This is a genomic window from Lelliottia sp. EB106-05-01-XG201, from assembly GCF_058791735.1.
The window spans coordinates 2,599,977-2,621,995 of record NZ_JBYTDV010000001.1 but is presented as its reverse complement, the minus strand read 5'-3'; the positions used below and the strand labels follow the sequence as shown (position 1 = coordinate 2,621,995).

20 protein-coding genes are annotated in these 22,019 nt (G+C 56.7%); 4 read left to right on the top strand and 16 right to left on the bottom strand.

Annotated features, from left to right (window positions below):
• Window positions 1-9: 9 nt before the first annotated feature.
• The 11 genes from dtpA to blr all read right to left on the bottom strand — a co-directional run bounded on the left by dtpA (window position 10) and on the right by blr (window position 9,475).
• Window positions 10-1,518 carry a dipeptide/tripeptide permease DtpA gene (gene dtpA / locus AC3WS9_RS12325; protein ID WP_282493269.1) on the bottom strand — a complete coding sequence of 503 codons (1,509 nt, stop codon included), beginning with the start codon at window positions 1,516-1,518 and terminating at the stop codon, window positions 10-12.
• 620 nt (window positions 1,519-2,138) lie between these two features.
• Window positions 2,139-2,774, bottom strand: coding sequence for an endonuclease III (gene nth / locus AC3WS9_RS12320; protein ID WP_492488620.1), 636 nt, complete (start codon window positions 2,772-2,774; stop codon window positions 2,139-2,141).
• Entirely contained in the window at window positions 2,771-3,457 is a 687-nt protein-coding gene (locus AC3WS9_RS12315) for an electron transport complex subunit E (protein ID WP_282493267.1), read from the bottom strand. Before AC3WS9_RS12315 ends, nth begins: the two co-directional genes overlap by 4 nt.
• Before the next feature lie 2 nt (window positions 3,458-3,459).
• Window positions 3,460-4,080, bottom strand: a complete 621-nt coding sequence (rsxG, locus tag AC3WS9_RS12310) for an electron transport complex subunit RsxG (RefSeq protein ID WP_285144664.1) — start codon at window positions 4,078-4,080, stop codon at window positions 3,460-3,462.
• A gap of 10 nt (window positions 4,081-4,090) precedes the next feature.
• Entirely contained in the window at window positions 4,091-5,143 is a 1,053-nt protein-coding gene (rsxD, locus tag AC3WS9_RS12305) for an electron transport complex subunit RsxD (protein ID WP_492488618.1), read from the bottom strand.
• The gene (gene rsxC, locus AC3WS9_RS12300) at window positions 5,144-7,153 is read right to left on the bottom strand and encodes an electron transport complex subunit RsxC (RefSeq protein ID WP_492488616.1); all 2,010 of its coding nucleotides are present in this window, start codon (window positions 7,151-7,153) and stop codon (window positions 5,144-5,146) included. It lies immediately after the preceding gene.
• On the bottom strand, window positions 7,146-7,721 hold the full coding sequence (rsxB, locus tag AC3WS9_RS12295) for an electron transport complex subunit RsxB (RefSeq protein ID WP_282493263.1): 576 nt from the start codon (window positions 7,719-7,721) through the stop codon (window positions 7,146-7,148). Before rsxB ends, rsxC begins: the two co-directional genes overlap by 8 nt.
• Window positions 7,721-8,302 (bottom strand): electron transport complex subunit RsxA, encoded by a 582-nt coding sequence (gene rsxA, locus AC3WS9_RS12290; protein WP_095281828.1) that lies wholly within the window; start codon window positions 8,300-8,302, stop codon window positions 7,721-7,723. The genes rsxB and rsxA overlap by 1 nt, the downstream gene beginning before the upstream one ends.
• Before the next feature lie 76 nt (window positions 8,303-8,378).
• A complete protein-coding gene (locus tag AC3WS9_RS12285; protein WP_492488614.1) occupies window positions 8,379-8,819 on the bottom strand; it encodes a DUF2569 domain-containing protein in 441 nt (146 codons plus the stop codon).
• An 86-nt stretch (window positions 8,820-8,905) separates the two neighbouring features.
• Window positions 8,906-9,121 carry a transcription modulator YdgT gene (gene ydgT / locus AC3WS9_RS12280; RefSeq protein WP_064325909.1) on the bottom strand — a complete coding sequence of 72 codons (216 nt, stop codon included), beginning with the start codon at window positions 9,119-9,121 and terminating at the stop codon, window positions 8,906-8,908.
• Window positions 9,122-9,349: 228 nt separating this feature from the next.
• Window positions 9,350-9,475, bottom strand: coding sequence for a division septum protein Blr (blr, locus tag AC3WS9_RS12275; RefSeq protein WP_174348432.1), 126 nt, complete (start codon window positions 9,473-9,475; stop codon window positions 9,350-9,352).
• A 247-nt stretch (window positions 9,476-9,722) separates the two neighbouring features.
• On the opposite strand from blr, the gene AC3WS9_RS12270 reads away from it, so the two are divergent.
• Entirely contained in the window at window positions 9,723-10,763 is a 1,041-nt protein-coding gene (locus tag AC3WS9_RS12270; protein WP_282493261.1) for an oxidoreductase, read from the top strand.
• Between the two features lie 758 nt (window positions 10,764-11,521).
• On the opposite strand, the gene add is transcribed toward AC3WS9_RS12270, so the two are convergent.
• The 3 genes from add to malX all read right to left on the bottom strand — a co-directional run bounded on the left by add (window position 11,522) and on the right by malX (window position 15,428).
• A complete protein-coding gene (gene add / locus AC3WS9_RS12265) occupies window positions 11,522-12,520 on the bottom strand; it encodes an adenosine deaminase (protein ID WP_492488611.1) in 999 nt (332 codons plus the stop codon).
• 96 nt (window positions 12,521-12,616) lie between these two features.
• Window positions 12,617-13,789, bottom strand: coding sequence for a MalY/PatB family protein (locus AC3WS9_RS12260; protein ID WP_492488609.1), 1,173 nt, complete (start codon window positions 13,787-13,789; stop codon window positions 12,617-12,619).
• Between the two features lie 49 nt (window positions 13,790-13,838).
• The gene (malX, locus tag AC3WS9_RS12255; RefSeq protein ID WP_285144650.1) at window positions 13,839-15,428 is read right to left on the bottom strand and encodes a maltose/glucose-specific PTS transporter subunit IIBC; all 1,590 of its coding nucleotides are present in this window, start codon (window positions 15,426-15,428) and stop codon (window positions 13,839-13,841) included.
• A 179-nt stretch (window positions 15,429-15,607) separates the two neighbouring features.
• Between malX and AC3WS9_RS12250 the strand changes: the two genes are divergently transcribed.
• Both AC3WS9_RS12250 and AC3WS9_RS12245 read left to right on the top strand, forming a co-directional pair.
• A complete protein-coding gene (locus tag AC3WS9_RS12250) occupies window positions 15,608-16,636 on the top strand; it encodes a Mal regulon transcriptional regulator MalI (protein ID WP_285155304.1) in 1,029 nt (342 codons plus the stop codon).
• Window positions 16,637-16,732: 96 nt separating this feature from the next.
• Window positions 16,733-17,248: a phospholipase D family nuclease gene (locus AC3WS9_RS12245; protein WP_492488607.1), complete on the top strand. Its 516-nt coding sequence runs from the start codon at window positions 16,733-16,735 to the stop codon at window positions 17,246-17,248.
• A gap of 102 nt (window positions 17,249-17,350) precedes the next feature.
• Here AC3WS9_RS12245 and AC3WS9_RS12240 read toward each other — a convergent pair whose 3' ends face one another.
• Both AC3WS9_RS12240 and manA read right to left on the bottom strand, forming a co-directional pair.
• On the bottom strand, window positions 17,351-18,868 hold the full coding sequence (locus tag AC3WS9_RS12240) for a YdgA family protein (RefSeq protein ID WP_492488605.1): 1,518 nt from the start codon (window positions 18,866-18,868) through the stop codon (window positions 17,351-17,353).
• Between the two features lie 87 nt (window positions 18,869-18,955).
• The gene (gene manA, locus AC3WS9_RS12235; protein ID WP_492488603.1) at window positions 18,956-20,131 is read right to left on the bottom strand and encodes a mannose-6-phosphate isomerase; all 1,176 of its coding nucleotides are present in this window, start codon (window positions 20,129-20,131) and stop codon (window positions 18,956-18,958) included.
• Between the two features lie 200 nt (window positions 20,132-20,331).
• On the opposite strand from manA, the gene fumA reads away from it, so the two are divergent.
• A complete protein-coding gene (gene fumA / locus AC3WS9_RS12230; protein WP_492488601.1) occupies window positions 20,332-21,978 on the top strand; it encodes a class I fumarate hydratase FumA in 1,647 nt (548 codons plus the stop codon).
• Window positions 21,979-22,019: the final 41 nt, after the last annotated feature.

Below are 22,019 nucleotides of genomic sequence, written 5' to 3'. Positions count from 1 at the left end.
CGATGACAATTACGCGGTAGCGGTATCCGTCGCTTTTGCGGCTTTGTCGTCGTCCTGAGTCATACGATTCAGTTTAGGCGCAGTCAGCAGCATCAGCACAGCAATAACTGCGGTCGCGATACCGATCTGCATGAAGACGCGACCGTAAACTTCCAGGGAGACCAGTGGGTCAGTCACGTTTTCTGGAACCGCCATCAGGTTTGCAATCTTACCAGCAATGATCGCCGCACCCGCGGTAGTCAGGAACCAGCTACCCATGATGAAGCCCATCAGACGCTGTGGAACCAGCTGTGCAACCATCGCCAGGCCCAGACCAGAGATCATCAGCTCGCCGATAGACTGCAGCGCATAGCTCAGAATCAGCCAGTTTACAGACACGATACCCGCGTCGGTCGCGAACTTGGTGCCCAGAGGCAGAACCAGGAATGCGCCAGAGCACAGTACCATACCGATGGCAAACTTGTGCGGCATTGGCAGACGGTCGCCCATCTTGTTATAGATAGCGGCCAGAATCGGGCTACCAATCATGATCCAGAATGGGTTCAGTGCCTGGAACTGCTCAGGTTCGAACGCGATGCCCAGAATGGCGTGTTCAACGTTACGAATCGCGAAGAAGTTCAGGGAGGTCGGCATCTGGCTGTACAGGACGAAGAAAACAACCGCCTGAATCATCAGAATGAAGGCCACGATCATCTTACGACGCGCTGCGCCCTGCATTGCGAACGCTTCTTTCGCGAAGATGCAGATGATACCCAGAGCCACTACGCCCAGAACGGCACGTGCAACGCCCTGGTTGTGCAGCAGCCAGGTGGCGATAGTCGCAAGGATTACGACACCGACGATGGTTGCCAGCAGTTTGCCCATGTGAACCGGTTCGAAGTCAGGTTTTGAACCGTAGTTTTTGACCCAGCGTTTGCAGAAGGCAAAGTTAACCACGGTGATCAGCATACCCACGACGGAGAGGGAGAACGCCACGCTCCAGCCGAACTTCGCGGCCAGCCACGGAGTCGCCAGCATAGAGAAGAAGGAACCGATGTTCACCGACATGTAGTACATGGTGAATGCCCCGTCGAGACGCGGGTCATCTTTGCTGTAGCAGGTAGACAGCAGGGAAGACGGGTTTGCTTTGAACAGCCCGTTACCGACGGCAATCGTCGCCATACCCATGTAGACAACCGCTGCATCGTGACCGGACCACGCCACCAGCGCATAACCGATCGCCAGAACGATGGCGCCCAGCATGATGACGCGTTTGGTGCCCAGGACTTTATCGCCTAACCAGCCGCCGACGGCGACCAGGCCGTAAACCAGTGCGCTGAATGAGGAGAACAGTGTGATGGAGTCAGCTTCGGACATACCCAGTTGTTTAACCAGGTAAACAGCCATAATCCCTTGCAGGCCGTAAAAACCAAAACGTTCCCATAACTCGATAGAGAAGATGAGATAGAACGCTTTAGGTTGTTTGAAAGCGTTTAAACTTACGCTCTCTTCTGTTGGTTTATTGTTTGCAGTAGACACATATACCTCTTTTTTTACATCCCATATTAACGGGGGTGTTCATAGCGTAATCGACCGGAATCCATTCGCCTTATAGTTATATTGGGAGGGGAAACGGCGGGTAATGTTCACTATCCTGGTCCATCTGGCAATACATTTGTAATACTCTGTTACATATAACCGACGTGGTATAATCAGCCGGTCAGGCAAATGTTATTTAGCGTTAAATCTCACAGCCAGAGAATTGGTGGTTTTTTTCACTACGGAATGCCCTTAAAAAGCCCCGTATGGCGATATGTTCTGCTATATGGCCTTTCAGGCAGTCAGATGACCCATAATCCGAAAATGAACTGGTTTAATCTGTGGGTAACGATCGGTCATAGCCTGTGCAGGCAAGGGCTTATCAGGTTTTTAGATACAAAAATCCAACATGACGTTATCACAGTGATCTCTGTCACAGATGTATAGAAAATTTCGCTGACGAAAAAACAATTAACCTGCCTGAGTGTTAATTAACCGAACAATCGACAGGTCTAAAAGTCAGCGAAGCGGATAATAAATGGGCAAAAGGAAGGTTCACGGTTAGACCTTCCTTTAGTAAGGGATTGATTGCGTGAGGGGATAACGACATGCAGCAGATATCAGAGATCGACTTTCTCTTTAAACTCGCATAAATCTTCAATCAGGCACGAGCCGCAGCGCGGTTTACGGGCGATACAGGTATAACGCCCGTGCAAAATCAGCCAGTGGTGGCAATCGACTTTAAACTCGGCAGGAACGACTTTGAGCAGTTTCTCTTCGACCTGCTCGACGTTCTTCCCCGGCGCGAAATTAGTGCGGTTACAGACGCGAAAGATATGCGTATCGACGGCAATCGTCGGCCAGCCGAAGGCCGTGTTGAGCACCACGTTCGCCGTTTTGCGCCCGACGCCCGGCAGCGCTTCGAGCGCCGCGCGGTCTTCCGGTACTTCACCGCCGTGTTGTTCGACCAGAATACGACAGGTCTTAATCACGTTTTCGGCTTTGGTGTTAAACAGGCCGATGGTCTTGATATACGACTTCACGCCCTCCACGCCCAGCTCGAGCATCGCTTGTGGGGTGTTAGCGACGGGGTAGAGCTTTGCTGTCGCTTTGTTGACGCTGACGTCAGTCGCCTGAGCGGAGAGCAGCACCGCGATCAGGAGCTCAAAAGGGGAGCTGAAGTTCAGCTCCGTTGTTGGATGCGGGTCGTTATCACGCAGGCGCGACAGAATCGCTATGCGTTTCTCTTTATTCATACAGCCTTCTCAGGGAGTCCTTCCTGCACGCTGCGCTCGGCGGCGCGGCGCTTACGTTTCTCATCAATGAGGTATTTTATCGCCAGCATCATGCCAAGGCCAATAAAGGCACCCGGCGGCAGCATCGCCAGCAGGAACGGCGTGTCGGTATGGAAAACTTCAATGCGCAGGACTTTCGCCCAGCCGCCCAGCAGCGCATCTGCGCCATCGAACAGGGTGCCGTTGCCCAGAATTTCACGCAGCGAGCCGAGGACAAACATCGCGCAGGTCGCGCCCATGCCGATGGCAAAGCCATCCAGAGCGGAGATCAGCGGATCGTTCTTCACCGCGAAAGCTTCGGCACGGCCCACCACAATACAGTTGGTGACGATCAGCGGGATAAAAATCCCCAGCGACTGGTACAGGCCAAACGCGTAGGCGTTGATCAGCATCTGCACGATACTCACCACCGAAGCGATGATCATCACGTAAATCGGGATACGGATTTCCGCTGGCGTCCAGCGGCGCAGGGCAGAGATCGACAGGTTGGTCAGGGTCAGCACCAGCGTCGTCGCCAGCCCCAGACCCAGGGCGTTAGTGGCGGTCGATGTCACCGCCAGCAGCGGGCACATCCCCAGCAGCTGCACCAGCGCGGAGTTGTTCTTCCAGAGACCCTGGACAATAACCTCTTTAACCTGGCTCATGATTACTCCTCACACCCGGGAAGATTGTTAAGTTGCGCGGGCAGCGTTTGGGCATACAGCCCGGCGCGTTTCACCGCATTCACCACCGCGCGCGGCGTAATGGTCGCACCGGTAAACTGGTCGAACTCGCCGCCGTCTTTTTTCACCGCAAAGGCGGTGTCATTTTCGCCGTGAATCACTTTTCCGGCGAAGTGCAAAATCCAGTCGCCGAGGCGCAGCTCGATTTTATCGCCCAGGCCCGGCGTTTCGTGATGCTCGGTGACGCGCGTACCCAGCACGGTACCGGAGAAGTCGGTCCCGACCAGCAGCTGAATTGCGCCTGAGTAGCCGTCCGGGGCGGTCGCTTCCATCACCGCGCCCACGGCGGTATCGCCTTTGCGCGCAATGAAAATGCGGTGTTCACCTTTGCCTAACTGCGGGGCCTGCACGATAAAGCAGCTTTTCTGCAGGTCATTATCGTAGAAGTCCGACGGGATCACCTGATCGAACAGCGCTTTTTGTTGCTTCGCCGCTTGCTCTTCAATGGTGTTTTTAGTCAGTTCGTTCACCAGCGCGGTCAGACCGGTCAGGGCGGCGGCGAAGATCGCCAGCGTCACGCCGTGTTTTTGCATCGTTTTCAGCATGGCGAATCCCTTAGCGGTGTCCATACACGCGAGGACGCGTGTAGTAGTCAATCAGAGGCACCGTAATATTGGCGAGCAGAACGGCAAAGGCCACACCGTCCGGATAACCGCCAAAACTACGAATTAACCACACCAGCAGCCCCGCCAGCGCGCCAAAAATCAGGCGTCCACGGTTGGTGGTGGAGGCGGTGACCGGGTCGGTCAAAATAAAAAACGCGCCGAGCATGGTAGCGCCAGAGAGCAGGTGCATCTGCGGGCTTGGCAGCGGCTCGGACGAGAACGCCCAGCCGAGCGTGGCACAGATTGCCAGCGTCACCAGGAAGCTGACCGGAATGTGCCAGCGAATCGCTTTCTTCCACAGCAGGAATACGCCGCCCAGAAGATAGGCGATATTCACCCACTGCCAGCCTGCGCCCGCCAGCACGCCGCTGTAGATCGGATACTGCATGATCTGCTCCAGGCTGTGACCGGCATGCAATGAGGTTTTGAAGGTGTCGAGCGGGGTCGCCTGGCTTATCCCGTCCACGCCCATGCGCAGGGTGTTCATATCGCCACCCGTCGCCGTATGGCCGGTGAAGATCACCTGCAACGCATCCATAAAGCCCGGCACCGTCGCCGCGATCTCATGTGGCGGCAGCCAACTGGTCATCTGGACCGGGAAGGAGATCAGCAGTACCACATAACCGATCATCGCCGGGTTGAACGGGTTATGCCCCAGGCCGCCGTACAGCTGTTTGGCGATAATGACCGCAAACACCGTACCCAGCACCACCATCCACCAGGGAGCAAACGGCGGAATACTGATCGCCAGCAGCAGGCCCGTCAGCAGGGCCGAGTTATCGGCGAGGATACGGGTAACGGGCATTTTGCGCAGTCGAAGCACCAGCGCTTCAGCGGCCAGCGCACTACCGCCGCCGAGGAGGATCTGAAACAGTGTCCCCCAGCCAAAAAACCAGAACTGCACGGCGATGCCCGGCAGGGCCGCCAGGCAGACCAGCATCATAATGCGCGACGTCTGGCGCTGGTTATGGGTGTAAGGGGAACTTGCGATTCTGAAAACCATTTAATCCTCGTTTACTGCCTGCTGTGCGGCTTTCTTAGCCTGAACGCGCGCAATCGCGGCGGCGACTGCGGCTTTGCGTGGGTCGTCGTTTGCTGCGGGTTCGGCTTCCTGCTGGGCCGCTTTACGTGCTTTCGCACGGGCGATAGCCGCTTCAACGGCGGCTTTACGCGGGTCGACGGGGGCTTCCGGCGCGGCTGGCGCTTCCTGCTGGGCCGCTTTACGTGCTTTGGCGCGGGCGATAGCGGCTTCTACGGCGGCTTTACGCGGATCGACGGCAGCTTCCGGCGCAACAGCGTCTTCCTGCTGTGTCGCTTTGCGCGCTTTGGCACGAGCAATCGCCGCTTCCACAGCCGCTTTGCGCGGATCGATTTCTGCGTCCTGCACTTTCTCCGCCTGACGCGCGCGGGCCTGCGCTTTACGCGCTTCGCGGGCGGCGATGGCTTCGCTGTTATCCGGTTTTTCACCGGCAGGAATAATCACCGGCTGGGCAGCAGAGGCTTTCTTCTCGCGAACGCGTGCCAGCGCGGCATTGATCGCATCCTGATCTTTTTCGGCTGGCTGCACGGCGGCCTGCTTATGACGTTCCTGGCGCGCCAGTTTTTCGCGCTCAAGACGCGCCTGACGTGCTTCAAAGCGGGCTTTGGCTTCCGCCGCGCGTTTGTCTTCCAGCGAAATAGCGTAAATCTCGGCTTTTTCCTGACGGAAATATTGCACCAGCGGAATGCTGCTCGGGCAAACCCATGCGCAGGCCCCGCACTCGATGCAGTCGGCCAGATTGTGGGCTTTGGCTTTGTCGTGCAACTGACCTTTGCTGTACCAGTAGAGCTGCTGCGGGAGCAGATCCGCCGGGCAGGCGTCGGCGCAGGCGCTGCAGCGAATGCAGCCTTTCTCTTCCTGCTCCTCGCCCATTTCACTGGCGGAAGGCGCCAGCAGACAGTTGGTAATTTTCACCACCGGCACGTCGAGCCAGGGCAGGGTAAAGCCCATCAGCGGGCCGCCCATGATCACCATCTGATCGCTGCCAGGACAAAATCCGGCCTGTTCCAGCAGATGGTGCACCGGCGTACCCAGACGCGCCCAGACGTTGCCCGGCTGCGAAACGGATTTCCCGGTCAGAGTCACCACGCGCTCGGTCAACGGCTCGCCGTCGATCACCGCGCGTTTCACTGCGTAAGCCGTACCGACGTTTTGCATCAGCACGCCGATATCGGACGAGCGGCCGCCGTGTGGAACCTGCTTGCCGGTTAAAATTTGCGTCAGCTGTTTCGCGCCGCCGGACGGGTATTTGGTCGGAATAACGCGCAGGCCAATATCGTGGCTGCCCGCCAGCACCGCACGCAGCATGGAGATCGCCTGCGGCTTGTTATCTTCGATGCCGATCAGCACTTCGCGCGGCTGCAAAATGTGGGCAAGAATGCGAATGCCTTCCACGACCTGCGCGGCGCAGTCCTGCATCAGACGGTCATCGGCGGTGATGTAGGGTTCGCACTCGGCGGCATTGATGATCAGGGTCTCGATCTTGTCGCCACCGCCGCGCAGTTTGGTCCCGGTCGGGAAGCCAGCGCCGCCGAGACCGGCCACGCCGAACTGATGGATGCGTTCGATCAGCGCCTCGCGGCTTTGGGCGCGATAATCGCTCCAGCCGTCGCGCTCGATCCAGCGGTCTTCGCCATCCGGCTCGATAGTGACGCTTAATTCAGACAGCGCCGAAGGGTGGGGCACCGTGTGTGGGGCAATCGCCACCACTGTTCCGGAGGTCGGGGCATGGACCGGGAGCATACGCCCACGGCCAAAAGTCAGCTGTTGGCCGCGCAGGACGGTGTCGCCGACCTTGACGCACAGCTCGCCCTCCGCGCCGATATGTTGTTTCAGCGGCATGACGAAACGGGTCGCCAGCGGGATCTGGCGCAGCGGCGTGCCGCTGGACTGGGTTTTCATCTCCGGCGGATGAATGCCGCCGTCGAAATCCCAAATCTTCTCTTTTCTGAAAGCAGAAAATAACTTAAGCATGGTGTTCCACAGGAATTATACGAACTGGAATGGTTTGAAGATCCCACTTCCAGCTGTCAGTCGTCGTCTCGACCGGACGCAGCTCGATGCATTGCGTCGGGCAGGGGGCCACGCAGAGATTGCAGCCCGTGCACAGATCCGCCATCACGGTGTGCATCGCGCGGGTCGCACCGACAATGGCGTCCACCGGGCAGGCCTGAATGCATTTGGTGCAGCCGATACAGTTGGCTTCGTCGATCACCGCCAGGGCGCGCACCGGCTCTTGCGCCGTTTCGTCGCCATCCACCGGCTGCGGATCAACGTTCAGCAGCGCGGCGATTTTCAGCATCACGGCTTCGCCACCCGGCGCACAGCGGTTAATTTTTTCACCGTTGCCGACGGCCTCAGCATACGGGCGGCAGCCGGGATAGCCGCACTGGCCACACTGGCTTTGCGGCAGGAGATCGTCAATTTTTTCCACGACAGGATCGCCTTCGACCGCAAAGCGGCGCGAGGCGTAACCCAGAATAATGCCAAAAAACAGCCCCAGCACGCTGATGGAGGCGATGGCAATCCAGATAGCATTCATTACAACTTCACCAGACCACTGAAGCCCATAAAGGCCAGAGACATCAAACCGGCGGTGACCAGCGCGATAGCGTTACCGCGAAACGGTGCCGGAATATCGGCAGCGGCCATGCGTTCGCGAATCGACGCAAACAGCACCATGACCAGCGAGAATCCGACCGCGGCGGAAAAACCGTACAGCGCGGATTGCAGGAAATTATGCCCAAGGTTGATGTTGAGCAGCGCCACGCCGAGAACGGCGCAGTTAGTGGTGATGAGCGGCAGGAAGATGCCGAGCAGGCGATAGAGCGCCGGGCTGGTTTTGCGCACCACCATTTCGGTAAATTGCACCACAAAGGCAATCACAAGGATAAACGCCAGCGTGCGCAGATAGGTCAGGCCGAGGGGGATCAATATCCAGGTATCAATCCACCAGGCGCAAATAGAGGCCAGCGTCATCACGAAGGTGGTCGCCAGCCCCATGCCCATCGCGGTCTCCAGTTTTTTGGAAACCCCCATGAACGGGCACAGGCCAAGGAACTTCACCAGCACGAAGTTATTAACCAGCACAGTTCCGACAAAGAGCAGTAAGTAATCGGTCATTATTTAGCCTGAAATAAAAAAGCCGCCTATTATCGGATAAACCACAACGGGCGACAACAGGATAACTGTAGGGTTATTACGGATTCACAAAGGTCTTTTTCACGCGGGCAGAGCGCCTGAAATAGGGTGCGAAGATCGCAGCGGCCAGCAGCGGGAACAGAAGCTGGCGGGTCGCCAGTAAATCTGAAACCGGGGAAAAGGCAAAGGCCTTAATCGCCAGCAGCACAGAGATCAGCAGCCAGATAATATAGTGCTTAGGCACTTTCTGACGGCGTTTAAAGAAGGCGATGGTCAGCCACAGGGTGTAGTACCACATGGCAATAGCAAAAGCGAATGAGACAAACCACAAGGCAATATTCAGCGTGCTTTGGGAGGTCAGATTTTTTAACGCATACGGCGTCACGAGAGCCGTGGTGTACAGCAGCAGCGCCAGCGATGCGCTTAACAAAGCAACCAGTAACCAGGCGAGCGGGGCGAGTAACCAGCCTCCGATTTTTTCTCCAGGCAATGTGGTCATGTTATCTCCCTCAGTCTGCGCGAAATGATACCCGGCAAATTTACCGGGGCGTGAGTATATAACATTTCGCGTCGATGGCTACTGTCTTACAGCACGTAGCGCCAAACTGATTTAGGGACTTCGCCGATATTGAACAGACGACCGCCGGAAACCAGCTCTGCGCGGCGGTGATCGGCGGCGCGGTACATATTGATGATGTCCTGATTATCGGTCAGCGTGTAGTTCAAATGATCAAACAGTTTTTCCAGGCTCTCGAGAGAACTGATTTTGCGAAATTTTAATAAATAGTCCTGAACTGTCATGGTAATAAGCTTCCATTTTAAAAGTAAATCATACAAGTAGGGTAATTCGCTCGAATAATAAACGGATAAATAAGGACGTAAACTGCCCACTCAAGGATTAAAGCTAAATTAGGAGTTTTCTTTTATAAATTCAGGCGTCGAACGACGCCCGGAGAAGAAGGTTAACCCTGATGACTGCGGCTGGCAACAAGCAACTGACAGGATATGTCACTCTTTTGGCAGCAAAAGCTATTTCGCCTGCGAAGCCGCAACGGGCTCCGGCGGCTGGTAGTTATCAATATGGCTGGCAACGCCGAGCAAAATGACAGAAACACCCAGGACAACCCATCCCGCTAATTCAACGATTCTATTAATGATTGACGTCATAATCTTTTGTTTGTGATTTATCCATAAATACAGGTTGAGAATGTTACAGCGTGATTTCGGCTATCGCAAGCCCTTCGGGAACGGTTTCCCTTCATGAATTCAGCAGGTTATATAAATGTAACAAAGACCTTCGGTGCGTCATGCTAGTTTTAGTTTTGTAATCCATTACAAAACTATTGTGACGGCAATGTTGATAGTGTGAGAATGGGTGAAAGACAAGACGAGAGGCAACGACATGAGTGACAAAATCCGCGTCGGATTAATTGGTTATGGTTACGCGAGCAAAACGTTTCACGCGCCGCTGATTGCCGGTACGCCTGGAATGGAGCTGGCGGCGGTTTCGAGCAGCGACGAGGCTAAAGTTCACGCTGACTGGCCCTCGGTGCCGGTGGTGTCTGAACCTAAGCACCTGTTTAACGATCCGAATATCGATTTAATCGTCATCCCCACGCCGAACGATACCCACTTCCCGCTGGCGAAAGCCGCGCTGGAAGCGGGCAAACACGTGGTGGTGGATAAGCCCTTCACGGTGACGCTCTCTCAGGCGCGCGAGCTGGATGCGCTGGCAAAAAGCCTGGGGCGTCTGCTGTCAGTATTCCATAACCGTCGCTGGGACAGTGATTTCCTGACGGTGAAAGCGCTGATGAACGAAGGGACGCTGGGAGAAGTGGCGTACTTCGAGTCTCATTTCGACCGTTTCCGTCCGCAGGTGCGTAACCGCTGGCGCGAGCAGGCCGGTCCGGGGAGCGGCATCTGGTACGATCTGGCTCCGCATCTGCTGGATCAGGCGGTGAACCTGTTCGGTCTGCCGGTGAGCATGACGGTGGATCTCGCGCAGCTGCGCCCCGGCGCCCAGGCGACGGACTACTTCCACGCCATATTGAGTTATCCTCAGCGTCGTGTGGTGCTGCACGGCACCATGCTGGCGGCCGCAGAATCTGCGCGCTATATCGTGCACGGCACGCGCGGGAGCTACGTGAAATTTGGTCTGGATCCGCAGGAAGACCGCCTCAAAAACGGCGAGCGTCTGCCGCAGGAAGACTGGGGCTACGACATGCGCGACGGCGTGTTAACGCGCGTTGAAGGAGAAGAGCAGGTGCAGGAGACCTGGCTGACCCTGCCGGGGAACTATCCGGCGTACTACGCGGGGATCCGTGATGCCCTGAACGGCACGGGCGAAAACCCGGTTCCGGCAAGTCAGGCGATTCAGATTATGGAACTGATCGAGCTGGGTATCGAATCCGCGAAACACCGCTCGACGCTCTGTCTGGCGTAAAGCAAAAAAAGGCCGGTGAATTTGCCGTAATGCTGGTCAGTTAAGCATCTGAGGTTGTTCCGTTCACCTTATGTTCAGCAGAATATAAAACCTGTATCACCTGTGAACGTGACAAGGGGGCTGCGCGGCCCCCTTGTCAATCCCCGCGCCCCGCCATGAAATCGGTGCTTCGCACTGCGCTCACCTCCCGACCCTCTGCCTGCGGTCGGCTCGACTCGACTTCCTGTCTCGTTTCGCCTCTGGCCGCCATCCCTGGCGTCCAGCCCTTGTCATCTGGCCTCCGGTTCGCCGATTTCTGCGGGGACCCACACCGGTGCCACATTCAGACGGCTGTAAAGCTGGAGGGAGCGTTAGTCCGGCTGAAAATCGCCGAAGCGTTTCCTGGAGGCCGGGTCGAGGCGCAGGGAAGCGCCGAGAGGGTGCGACCTGCATGGATGCAGGATCGCGCCCGACCCGAAAGCCGCAAGGAATAAGCTGAGGGCACCGCGAAGCGGCGATTTTCTTTGCCGGGAGCCGGGGTTGCCAGGGTGGTGGCGATTGAGCCACCCTGGCACGTTCACCGCAGAGTGATAGACCGGAAGCAGAGGAACGAAAGTGAACGGAACAATTCCACTGATGCCATAAAGGTCTTGGGGCAAGCAACACAATGAAATTAAATTCATTATGTTGCTTAACTGACTGGCATTACGGCGAATTTGCCGGCCTTTTATATTCATTTGTAGGCCGGGCAAACGAAGTGCCGCCCGGCAAAATGGCTATCACCCTGCGACTTTCTCGCGCAGCGCCTGTTTCTCTTCTGCGCTTAAGAACGCAATTTCCAGCCCGTTAATCTGCGCCTGACGAATCTGTTCCCGGCTCAGACCCGCCTGCGGTGCGGCAACATTATACTCGTGAACAATATCGACACCCTGAACTGCCGGGTCGTCGGTGTTCAGCGTTGCCAGCACGCCGTGCTCGAGGAAAGTTTTCAGCGGATGCTGCGCCAGAGACGCGACCGTGCTGGTCTGGATATTGGACGTCAGGCAGGATTCGATCCCGATACGCTGCTCGGCCAGGAAATCCATCAGGGCCCGGTCTTCAACGGCTTTTACGCCGTGACCGATACGCTCAGCACCCAGCTCACGAATCGCCTGCCAGATGCTTTCCGGACCCGCCGCTTCGCCTGCATGGACGGTGATATGCCAGCCCGCGTCGCGCGCACGGTTGAAATGGGAGAGGAACAGACTGCCAGGGAAGCCCAGCTCATCACCGGCCAGATCGACGGCGGTGATGTGGTCGCGGTGCGCCAGCAGCGCTTCGAGCTCCTGCAGACAGGCCGCTTCACCAAAGGTGCGACTCATAATACCGATCAGACGCGCCTGAAGGTTAAAGGCTTTACAGCCTTCGCGCACGCCTTCAATCACCGCTTCCACCACGCCTTCAACAGGCAGGTTGTGGTTCATCGCCATATAGCCCGGAGAAAAACGCAGCTCGACGTAGTGCAGGCCGTTGCGCGCCGCATCTTCGATATTCTCAAACGCCACGCGACGGCAGGCATCCAGCGACGCCAGCACTTTCACGCCCCAGTCCAGTTTGCTGAGGAAACTCACCAGATCCGGCTCGTTGGCCGTCACCTGGACGTGAGGGATCAGGGTTTCAATGGTTTGCGCGGGGAGAGATAAATTAAACTGGCGGCCAAGATCGAGAATGGTTTGGGCACGAATGTTGCCATCAAGGTGACGGTGAATATCGGTTAAAGGCAGGCGGGTATCAATCATGGTCGCACTCTTTTTCTGGTTAAAGTGCGTCACATTATAAAAACATTTGCAGGTAAAAAGCTATTTGCGCAATAGAAAATTCCATTGCGCAATCTGTTACAGCAGAGAATTCACCCCCGCAATCAACCGCTCAACACCCTGTTCCAGCTTGCGCTTAGGGCATCCGGCATTCAGGCGTACATAGCCGTTACCTTCCACGCCATAAGTGTATCCCGGCATAATCGCCACTTTTTGCTGCTCGATCAGCACTTTTTGCAGCGCTTTATCGTCGATACCTAGCACACTCAAATCAATCCACGCCAGATACGTCGCTTCCGGCGGCTGCCAGTTCAGTTGCGGAAACGCAGCGTTCAGCTGCTCTGCCACAAAGCGCAGATTATTTTCCAGATAGGCGCGCAGCGCATCCAGCCACGCTTCACCTTGCTCGTAAGCGGCGATATGCGCCGTCAGCGCAAGCACGGAAGGGGATGACAGCCCGTCGCGGCCTTTCAGCGCTTTCAGGTAGCTCGCCCGACTTTCGTCGTCGCCGATCAGCCCGTAGGCGCCGGTCAGCGCCGGAATGTTGAAGCTCTTGGACCCTGAGGTCAGGAGCGCCCACTTGCTCTTCGCCACTTCGTTCCACGGCGTATGCTGGTGGTCGCCCCACACCATATCCATGTGGATTTCATCGCTGATCACCGCCACGCCGTAGCGGGCGCACAGCTCAGCCATGGTGTTCAGTTCGTCGCGCGTCCAGACCTTACCGGTCGGGTTCTGCGGGCTGCACAGCAGTAAAATGGTGTTCTCGGGTTTCGCCAGCTCGGCTTCCAGTTTCGCCATATCGCACATCCAGCCGGTCGCGCTTTTTTGCATCGAAACCGGAACGATTCTGCGATCGTTGCCCTGCACGGCGTTGTAAAAAGCATCATACGCCGGGGTGTGGACCACGATGCCGTCGCCCGGTTTTGACCAGATGCGGATCAGCTCAGAGACCATATAGATCACCGACGGGCCGTACACGAGGGTTTCTTTATCAATGCGGCTGTTGAAGCGCTGCTGGAACCAGTGCGCCACGGCGGCGAGGAATTCGTCGTTCTTCCAGCGGCTGTAGCCAAATACGCCGTGGTTGATGCGTTCATGCAGCGCGGCGGTGATGCACGGCGCGGTGGCAAAATCCATATCGGAGATAGTAAAAGGCAGCAGGTCGTCTGCCCCGAAGCGGTCGGCGACATAATCCCACTGGGTACACCAGGTCCCGTGGCGATCGACGACGGTTGAGAAATCAAACATAGCGCTCGTCCTTAAAGTAAAACCCCCTTCAAGGGAAGGGGGTGAGGTGTCAGGCTTCTACCGTGCGCATCAGCGTCGATAGCTCATCTTTGACCGACTGGACCTGCGGCCCAATCACCACCTGCAAATTATGCTGATTCAACTGTACCACGCCGATGGCCCGGTTGGCCTTCAGGGCGTTGGTGTCCACTTTCGACATATCGTTCACCGACAGACGCAGACGGGTAATGCAGTTATCCAGAGAGGTGATGTTATCCGCGCCGCCCAGTGCTGCCAGAATCGCTGGCGTGTTGTAGCCAGATTTACCGACAGTCCCAACCACCGCTTGTTCAGTGCTGGCGGTGTCCGTATCACGGCCAGGGGTTTTCAGGTTAAAGCGGGTGATGGCGAAGCGGAAGATACCGTAGTACACCGCGAACCAGATGGCCGCCACAACCGGCACCAGATACCACTTGGTCGACAGACCGTGCAGGATCCCAAACACCACGAAGTCGATCACGTTGCCGTCGGTGTTGCCGATGGTCACACCCAGAACCGCCATCACGGTGAAGCCCAGACCGGTCAGCACGGCGTGGATGAGATACAGCACCGGGGCGACGAACAGGAACAGGAACTCGATTGGCTCGGTCGTTCCGCCGACCACACAAGCGATGACGCCGGAGATCAGCAGGCCTTTAATTTTGTGACGGTTTTCAGGGCGTGCGCAGTGGTACATCGCCAGCGCCGCACCCGGCAGACCGCCCAGGAAGGCCGGCATTTTACCCTGCGACAGGAAGCGGGTTGCACTTTCGGAGAAGCCGTGGGTGGTCGGGCAGCTCAGCTGCGCCTGGAAGATGGTCAGCGCGCCGCTCACGTCGTGGCCGCACACGTCCATCGTGCCGCCCGCTTCGGTAAAGCGGATCAGCGCCACCAGAATGTGCTGTAAACCGAACGGCAGGAGCAGACGCTCACCGGTCCCGAAAATCATCGGACCGAAATCGCCCGCACTGTTAATGATGCGACCAATACCCGTAATGCCCATCGCGAAGACCGGCCAGATCAGTGGAATGATCAGACCAAACAGACCCATAACAACCAGAGTCGCAATCGGCACAAAGCGGGTGCCGCCGAAGAAGGCCAGGGCGTCCGGCAGGCGGATATTGTGGAAGCGCTCGTGCAGCATCCAGATGATCACACCGGCAATCACCGCACCGAGGATCCCAGTGTCGATGGACTGAATGCCCAGCACGCTCTGAATGTTGTTGGCTTTCAGCACCGCAGCGTCGGTGGTAGGCAGAATGCCTTTGGCGGTCAGCCAGAAGTTCACCGCCAGGTTCATCACCGCATACCCGACGAAACCGGCAAATGCCGCCACGCCTTTGTTCTCGCGCGCCAGCCCCAACGGGATAGCGATACAGAACATCACCGGCAGGAAGCTAAAGGCAAAGGAGCCGACTTTACTCATCCAGATGAAAATCGCCTGCAGCACCGGATTGCCGAGGAACGGGATCAGCGTAACGACATCATGACTGCTGAGTGAGCTGCCGATCCCGAGCATGATCCCGCAAAACGAGAGCAGTGCCACCGGCAACATAAAGGTTTTACCCAGTTGCTGGAAGAATTCCCACAGCGATATTTTTTGTGCTGCTTTCGCCGTCATAAAACGACTCCTTGATGGTTTAAAATGGTTTTAGCTGATTCACTGTGGCGAGAAGATAAAACGTTTTACCAAACTTTAGTGCGCTCTGAATCACATTCTCGTGCTTTAATTAGCAGTATAAATAGAACCTATTGATAAAACGTTTTATCGGACTGCACATCAGGGAGTTGCGCGTTCACATGTCTGTTGCGAAGAAGATCACCATCAATGATGTTGCGCTGGCGGCCGGGGTATCGGTCAGTACCGTTTCGCTAGTCCTCAGCGGAAAAGGGCGTATTTCTCCCGCCACCGGCCAGCGTGTAAACGAGGCGGTGGAGCAGTTGGGGTTTGTGCGTAACCGGCAGGCGGCGTCGCTGCGCGGTGGGCAGAGCGGCGTGATTGGCCTGATTGTGCGCGATCTGACGTCGCCGTTTTATGCGGAACTGACCGCCGGGCTGACGGAAGCGCTCGAAGCGCAGGGGCGGATGGTTTTCTTGCTGCACGGTGGCCGTGAAGCGGAGCAACTGCTGTCGCGTCTGGACATGTTGCTCACGCAAGGTGTGGACGGCGTGATTATCGCCGGAGCGTCGGGCGTGGGCAGTGAACTCTGCGAGCGCGCAGCCGAGAAGGGCGTGCCGCTGGTGTTTGCCTCACGCGCCAGTTATCTCGATGAAGCCGACACGCTGCGGCCCGACAACATGCAGGCCGCACAAATGCTGACCGAGCATCTTATTCGTCGCGGCCATCAGAAAATCGCCTGGCTGGGCGGCAAAAGCTCCTCGCTGACCCGCGCTGAACGCGTTGGCGGCTACTGCTCGACGTTGATCAAATACGGTCTGCCGTTCCACAGCGAATGGGTGGTCGAGTGCGAATCCAGCCAGAAGAAAGCGGCCGAGGCGATGGGCGCGCTATTGCGCAGCAATCCGACCATTAGCGCGGTGATCTGCTACAACGACATCATTGCGATGGGCGCGTGGTTCGGCCTGATCCGCGCCGGGCGCCAGAGCGGTGAGGGCGGCGTGGAAACCTTCTTCGACCAGCAGGTGGCGCTCGGTGCCTTTGCCGACGTCGGCGAAAGCGCGCTGGACGACTTGCCTATTGTCTGGGCCACCACACCGGCGCGTGAGATGGGGTATACGCTGGCTGACCGGATGATGCAGCGCATCGAGAAATCAGACGTCCAGGCCGGGCATCAGATCGTGTCGGCGCGACTGGTGACGGTGAAGTAAGAAGCATCAGTTTGCTGAATGATCCAGATCAACGGCTGAGGTCAGCGAACGATGCATATTCAGCGCACCTGTTTTGTTCTGTAAAACGATTACCCCATGCAAATCTCCAAAACCCTGCTCGCCTTAGCGTTCGTTCCCGCGTTGTCTTTCGCCTCCAGCAATATCGAAGTCGGTTTTTCACCGGAGGGCGGCGCTCAGGAGCTGGTGCTGAAAACCATCAATGAGGCGACAAAATCGATCCGTATGATGGCTTTTTCTTTTAGCGCCCCGGATGTGATGAATGCGCTGGTGGCGGCGCAAAAGCGCGGCGTCGACGTGCAGATAGTGATTGATGAGAAGGGAAACATCAGCAACAAAAGCCTGCTGGCGATGCACTACGTGACGCAAAACGGCATCAAACTGAGAACGGATAATCACTATCGTATTCAACACGATAAGGTGATTATTACGGACGGGAATACGGTGGAAACGGGTTCATTTAACTTTGCCAAAACGGCGGAGTACAAGAACTCAGAGAACGTGATTGTGATTCATAACGCGCCGGAGCTGGTGGCGCAGTATCTTGCGCACTGGGAGAACCGCTGGCGGCAGGGGGTGGATTTTCCGTCATAAAAAAAGCCGGGTGGCGCTGCGCTTACCCGGCCTACAGATCCAGTGCGATCGAGGGTTTTGTAGGCCGGGTAAGGCGAAGCCGCCACCCGGCGATGTTCACCGTTACTGCTGCGGAGCCGCAGGTTCAGCCGGTTCAGGCATTCCCAGCGTTGGCATCCCGAACATGCCGACGAAATCTTCCAGCGGCATTTTCTGCCCGTTCAGCGTCACCTGGCCGTTCGCATACTGCAGGCTGGTGCCGATCACGTTATCTTCCAGCGTGGTGATGCGGAACATCTGGCCCATCGCCGCCATGCCTTTCACCTGCTGGCTTGCCAGCTTCGCGGCATCGGCGTCGTTATACCCTTCAAGCTTCGCAATCTGGGTCATAAACTCGGTCGCCATATCCACCGGGATGGTCAGCTTGCTGTCGATGGATTTGACGCTGCGATCCACTTCCTGCGCCAGCGTCTGCGCTTCACCGGTCGCCGTTGCCGGATCTTTCAGGAACAGAGACAGGTTAAAGTTGGTTTCGCCTTTGCTGTTTTTCCAGCTCAGCGGAGCGATAGTGATCACCGGTTCGCCTTTCAGCAGCAGCGGCAGGTTGCTTAGCAGCGCATCCATCGCTTTTTGCTGATACAGCTCAGGGTTCTTAGTCATCAGCTCTTTATCAGCGAGCAGCGCCTGGCTTTGCGCGCGATACTGCTGGCTAAACTGGTGCCACGCCTGGCCGTCGATATTGCCGATTTTCAGGGTCATTTTGCTGGAGCCCAGATCCTGGTTCTGCACTTTCAGGCTCTTCAGGCTGTAATCCAGCTGGCTGTTAACGGTTTTCTCGTCTTTGGAGATATCAGATTGACCGTTCAGATCCATCCCTTCCAGCACGGCCATCTCTTTGCCTTCCACAGAAATTGCCAGTTTATCGAGGCTGATTTTCTGATCGCCGATGCGCTCATTAAAACTGGTCAGGCGGCTGTTGCCGTCTGCTTTCAGATTATTGAAGGTCATCTGGACTTTCTGATTGTATTCGTTGACCGCGTTCACCAGGCCGCTTTCCGCCGAGCCGCTCAGGGAGAAGACGTTACCCTCGCGATCCGCATCCAGTTTGAAATCGCCGCCGCTGAAGGCCACTTTCTCGTCGCCTTTTTCGTAGTTCAGCGCTTTCAGGGCAATATCAGAGCTGGTATCACCGGCGTAGCTAATGCGCGTATCAATCACAAACGGAGATTCGTTCTTCGCCAGATCGAACAGCGGCTTAGTCGCTTCGTTGTTCACAAGCGTTGTTTTCACCGACGCCATGGAAGGGATCAGGTTGAAATGCTTAAGCTGCGCCAGCGGGAAGGGACCATGATCGACCACTTCGTCCAGCACCACGCTCTGACCGGCTTTCAGCCAGCCGTTCTCAGCTCCCGCAACCGGCTTCACGACCAGCTGCATATGGCTCTTGAAGACGCCGCGCTGGTAGTTCTGATAGCTCAGTTCCAGCCCGGCTTCCGGTGCTGTGCGTTTGATTTCGCCGTTGGCCTGCGCCACCATTTCGGCCAGACGGCCTTCCAGCTGCTTGCCTGTAAACCATGACGCACCCGTCCAGACAACCCCTAATGCGACAACAACGCCAACCGCTACAACCGATTTTTTCATCGTGATTATCCCTAAAATGAAACCAGGCGGTAGAAACCGCCTGGAGATATAAAGCCTGTAACTAGCTTAGCAAGAGAGTCGATAAACTTATAGCTTATTGAAGACTCGGGCCAAACGGCCATTACCGCTGATGTTGATCGGGGACTCATTCGCCGCCACAAACGCCGACTCACCCGGCTTCAGCACCAGGCGCTGCTCGCCTTTGCTCAGCACCGCTTCGCCTTCGACGCAGAACAGGATCGCCGCACTCTGCTGGGAAACCGCCGTCTCTTGCGCGCTCAGGTCGTGCAGGGCAAAGGCAAAATCGTCAACCGGGATTGGGAAGTCCAGCTCCGCACCGTTTTTCACCGGCTGGGTCAGCAGCTCTGCCGCTGGTTTTGCGACGAATTTGACGTTCGCCACCAGTTCAGGGATGTCGATGTACTTCGGCGTCAGACCGGCGCGCAGCACGTTGTCGGAGTTCGCCATCACTTCCAGCGCCACGCCCTGCAGGTAGGCGTGCGGGGTTTCGGCAAACAGGAACATTGCGTCGCCCGGGTTGAGTTTCACCACGTTCAGCAGCAGCGGGGAGAACAGGCCGCTGTCGTTCGGGTAGAACTCAGAGATCAGGCGAATGGTCTGCCACGGCTCGCCCTGCTGGCTGTTGAGTGCCGCTTTGAGCACCGCCAGCGCGTGGGATTTTTCATCGTCCTGCATGTTCAGCAGGCTGGCAAACAGCTGGCTGAGGCCCGCTGCGTCCGGGTTTTCGAGGAAATGGGCGATGGCGTGATGCGCGCCTGCGACCGGTTGCAGCAGAGAGACAATCTCGGAGAACTCGCGGAAGGCGTTCATCGCCAGGAACGGCGTTAAGGCGAAGACCAGTTCCGGTTTGTGGTTGGGATCTTTGTAGTTACGCTCGGCGGCATCCAGCGGAATACCCGCTTTATTCTCTTTCGCAAAACCGATCTCAGAAGCTTTCTTGTTCGGGTGAACCTGAATGGAGAGCGGCTGCGCGGCGCACAGCACCTTGAACAGGAACGGCAGTTCGCCAAAACGTTCGGCAACCGCATCGCCCAGCAGCGCGGCTTTGTCCGCGTCGATTACGTCACGCAGAGAGCGAACCTGGCCGCTGGCATCTTCAATTTTTGAGCTGCTCTTCGGGTGCGCGCCCATCCACAGCTCCGCCATCGGCAGGTTGTCGGGATTCGCGATACCGTAGAGATCCGTTAACGCAGTTTGACTTCCCCAGGCATAGTTCTGCACTGAGTTGATGAGTTTTTGCATTATCAAGCCCTGTTTCAAATGTGGAATTATCTTCGCGTATTAAAGCAATAAACCGCCCGGAAGTAACCTGCACATGTAAAAAGTCGTACTAGTCTCAGTTTTTGTTAAAAAATTGTGTAGGATAAGCAAACTCGCTTTTAAGCAGGGCAGCGGAACATCTGCTCTTAAATAACCAGACCGAAGCAGTAAGTGAGAGAACAATGTCGAACAAACCCTTTCATTATCAAGATCCCTTCCCGCTGGCGAAGGATCAGACTGAATACTATCTGTTAACATCTGACCACGTCTCTGTCTCTGAATTCGAAGGGCAGGAGATCCTCAAAGTTGATCCGCAGGCGCTGACCTTACTCGCGCAGCACGCCTTCCACGATGCCTCCTTTATGCTGCGCCCGGCGCATCAGCAGCAGGTGGCCGATATCCTGAGCGATCCGCAGGCCAGCGAAAACGACAAATACGTCGCGCTGCAGTTCCTGCGTAACTCCGATATCGCCGCGAAAGGCATTCTGCCGACCTGCCAGGACACGGGCACCGCGATCATCACCGGCAAAAAAGGCCAGCGCGTCTGGACCGGCGGCGGTGACGAGGCCGCCCTGGCGCACGGTGTGTATAACACCTACATCGAAGATAACCTGCGCTATTCGCAAAACGCGGCGCTGGATATGTACAAAGAGGTCAACACCGGCACCAACCTGCCAGCGCAGATTGACCTCTACAGCGTCGACGGCGACGAGTACAAATTCCTGTGCATCGCCAAAGGCGGCGGGTCTGCCAACAAAACCTATCTGTACCAGGAAACCAAAGCGCTGCTCTCGCCGGGCAAGCTGAAAAACTACCTGGTCGAGAAGATGCGCACCCTCGGCACGGCGGCGTGCCCGCCGTATCACATCGCGTTTGTTATCGGCGGGACTTCCGCTGAGAGCACCCTGAAAACCGTCAAACTGGCCTCGACCAAATACTATGACGGTCTGCCGACGGAAGGGAACGAGCACGGTCAGGCGTTCCGCGACGTTCAGCTTGAGCAGGAACTGCTGACAGAAGCGCAGAACTTAGGTTTAGGCGCGCAGTTCGGCGGAAAATATTTCGCCCACGATATCCGCGTGATCCGTCTCCCGCGTCACGGTGCCTCTTGCCCGGTCGGGATGGGCGTCTCATGTTCGGCGGATCGCAACATCAAAGCGAAGATCAACCGCGACGGTATCTGGATTGAAAAACTGGAAAACAATCCGGGGAAATACATTCCGGAAGAGCTGCGCAAAGCCGGTGAGGGCGAGGCGGTGCATGTCGATCTCAACCGTCCGATGAGCGAGATCCTGGCGCAGCTTTCTCAGTATCCGGTGTCGACGCGTCTGTCGCTGAACGGCACTATTATCGTTGGGCGCGACATTGCTCACGCCAAATTGCAGGAGCGTCTGGAGAACGGCGAAGGGCTGCCGCAGTACGTGAAAGATCACCCGATCTATTATGCGGGACCGGCGAAAACGCCAGAGGGTTATGCCTCGGGTTCACTCGGCCCGACCACGGCTGGGCGCATGGATTCCTACGTGGATCAGCTGCAGGCCAACGGCGGGAGCATGATCATGCTCGCCAAAGGCAACCGCAGCCAGCAGGTGACGGATGCGTGTCACAAGCACGGCGGGTTCTATCTCGGCAGTATCGGCGGCCCGGCTGCGGTGCTGGCGCAGGGCAGCATCAAGAGCCTGGAGTGCGTGGAGTATCCGGAGCTGGGGATGGAAGCGATATGGAAAATTGAAGTGGAAGATTTCCCGGCGTTTATCCTTGTGGATGACAAGGGCAACGATTTCTTCAAACAGATCCAGTCGTCCCAGTGTTCGGCGTGCGTTAAGTAGTTTTTAAACAGTGCCCGGCCCACGGTTTTGTAACCGTAGGT

What these genes read in the sequence shown, in the direction of transcription:
- nth (WP_492488620.1), bottom strand. Translation starts at nt 2,774, where the DNA reads ATGAATAAAGAGAAACGCATAGCGATTCTGTCGCGCCTGCGTGATAAC.
- AC3WS9_RS12315 (WP_282493267.1), bottom strand. Translation starts at nt 3,457, where the DNA reads ATGAGCCAGGTTAAAGAGGTTATTGTCCAGGGTCTCTGGAAGAACAAC.
- rsxG (WP_285144664.1), bottom strand. Translation starts at nt 4,080, where the DNA reads ATGCTGAAAACGATGCAAAAACACGGCGTGACGCTGGCGATCTTCGCC.
- rsxD (WP_492488618.1), bottom strand. Translation starts at nt 5,143, where the DNA reads ATGGTTTTCAGAATCGCAAGTTCCCCTTACACCCATAACCAGCGCCAG.
- rsxC (WP_492488616.1), bottom strand. Translation starts at nt 7,153, where the DNA reads ATGCTTAAGTTATTTTCTGCTTTCAGAAAAGAGAAGATTTGGGATTTC.
- rsxB (WP_282493263.1), bottom strand. Translation starts at nt 7,721, where the DNA reads ATGAATGCTATCTGGATTGCCATCGCCTCCATCAGCGTGCTGGGGCTG.
- rsxA (WP_095281828.1), bottom strand. Translation starts at nt 8,302, where the DNA reads ATGACCGATTACTTACTGCTCTTTGTCGGAACTGTGCTGGTTAATAAC.
- AC3WS9_RS12285 (WP_492488614.1), bottom strand. Translation starts at nt 8,819, where the DNA reads ATGACCACATTGCCTGGAGAAAAAATCGGAGGCTGGTTACTCGCCCCG.
- ydgT (WP_064325909.1), bottom strand. Translation starts at nt 9,121, where the DNA reads ATGACAGTTCAGGACTATTTATTAAAATTTCGCAAAATCAGTTCTCTC.
- AC3WS9_RS12270 (WP_282493261.1), top strand. Translation starts at nt 9,723, where the DNA reads ATGAGTGACAAAATCCGCGTCGGATTAATTGGTTATGGTTACGCGAGC.
- add (WP_492488611.1), bottom strand. Translation starts at nt 12,520, where the DNA reads ATGATTGATACCCGCCTGCCTTTAACCGATATTCACCGTCACCTTGAT.
- AC3WS9_RS12260 (WP_492488609.1), bottom strand. Translation starts at nt 13,789, where the DNA reads ATGTTTGATTTCTCAACCGTCGTCGATCGCCACGGGACCTGGTGTACC.
- malX (WP_285144650.1), bottom strand. Translation starts at nt 15,428, where the DNA reads ATGACGGCGAAAGCAGCACAAAAAATATCGCTGTGGGAATTCTTCCAG.
- AC3WS9_RS12250 (WP_285155304.1), top strand. Translation starts at nt 15,608, where the DNA reads ATGTCTGTTGCGAAGAAGATCACCATCAATGATGTTGCGCTGGCGGCC.
- AC3WS9_RS12245 (WP_492488607.1), top strand. Translation starts at nt 16,733, where the DNA reads ATGCAAATCTCCAAAACCCTGCTCGCCTTAGCGTTCGTTCCCGCGTTG.
- AC3WS9_RS12240 (WP_492488605.1), bottom strand. Translation starts at nt 18,868, where the DNA reads ATGAAAAAATCGGTTGTAGCGGTTGGCGTTGTTGTCGCATTAGGGGTT.
- manA (WP_492488603.1), bottom strand. Translation starts at nt 20,131, where the DNA reads ATGCAAAAACTCATCAACTCAGTGCAGAACTATGCCTGGGGAAGTCAA.
- fumA (WP_492488601.1), top strand. Translation starts at nt 20,332, where the DNA reads ATGTCGAACAAACCCTTTCATTATCAAGATCCCTTCCCGCTGGCGAAG.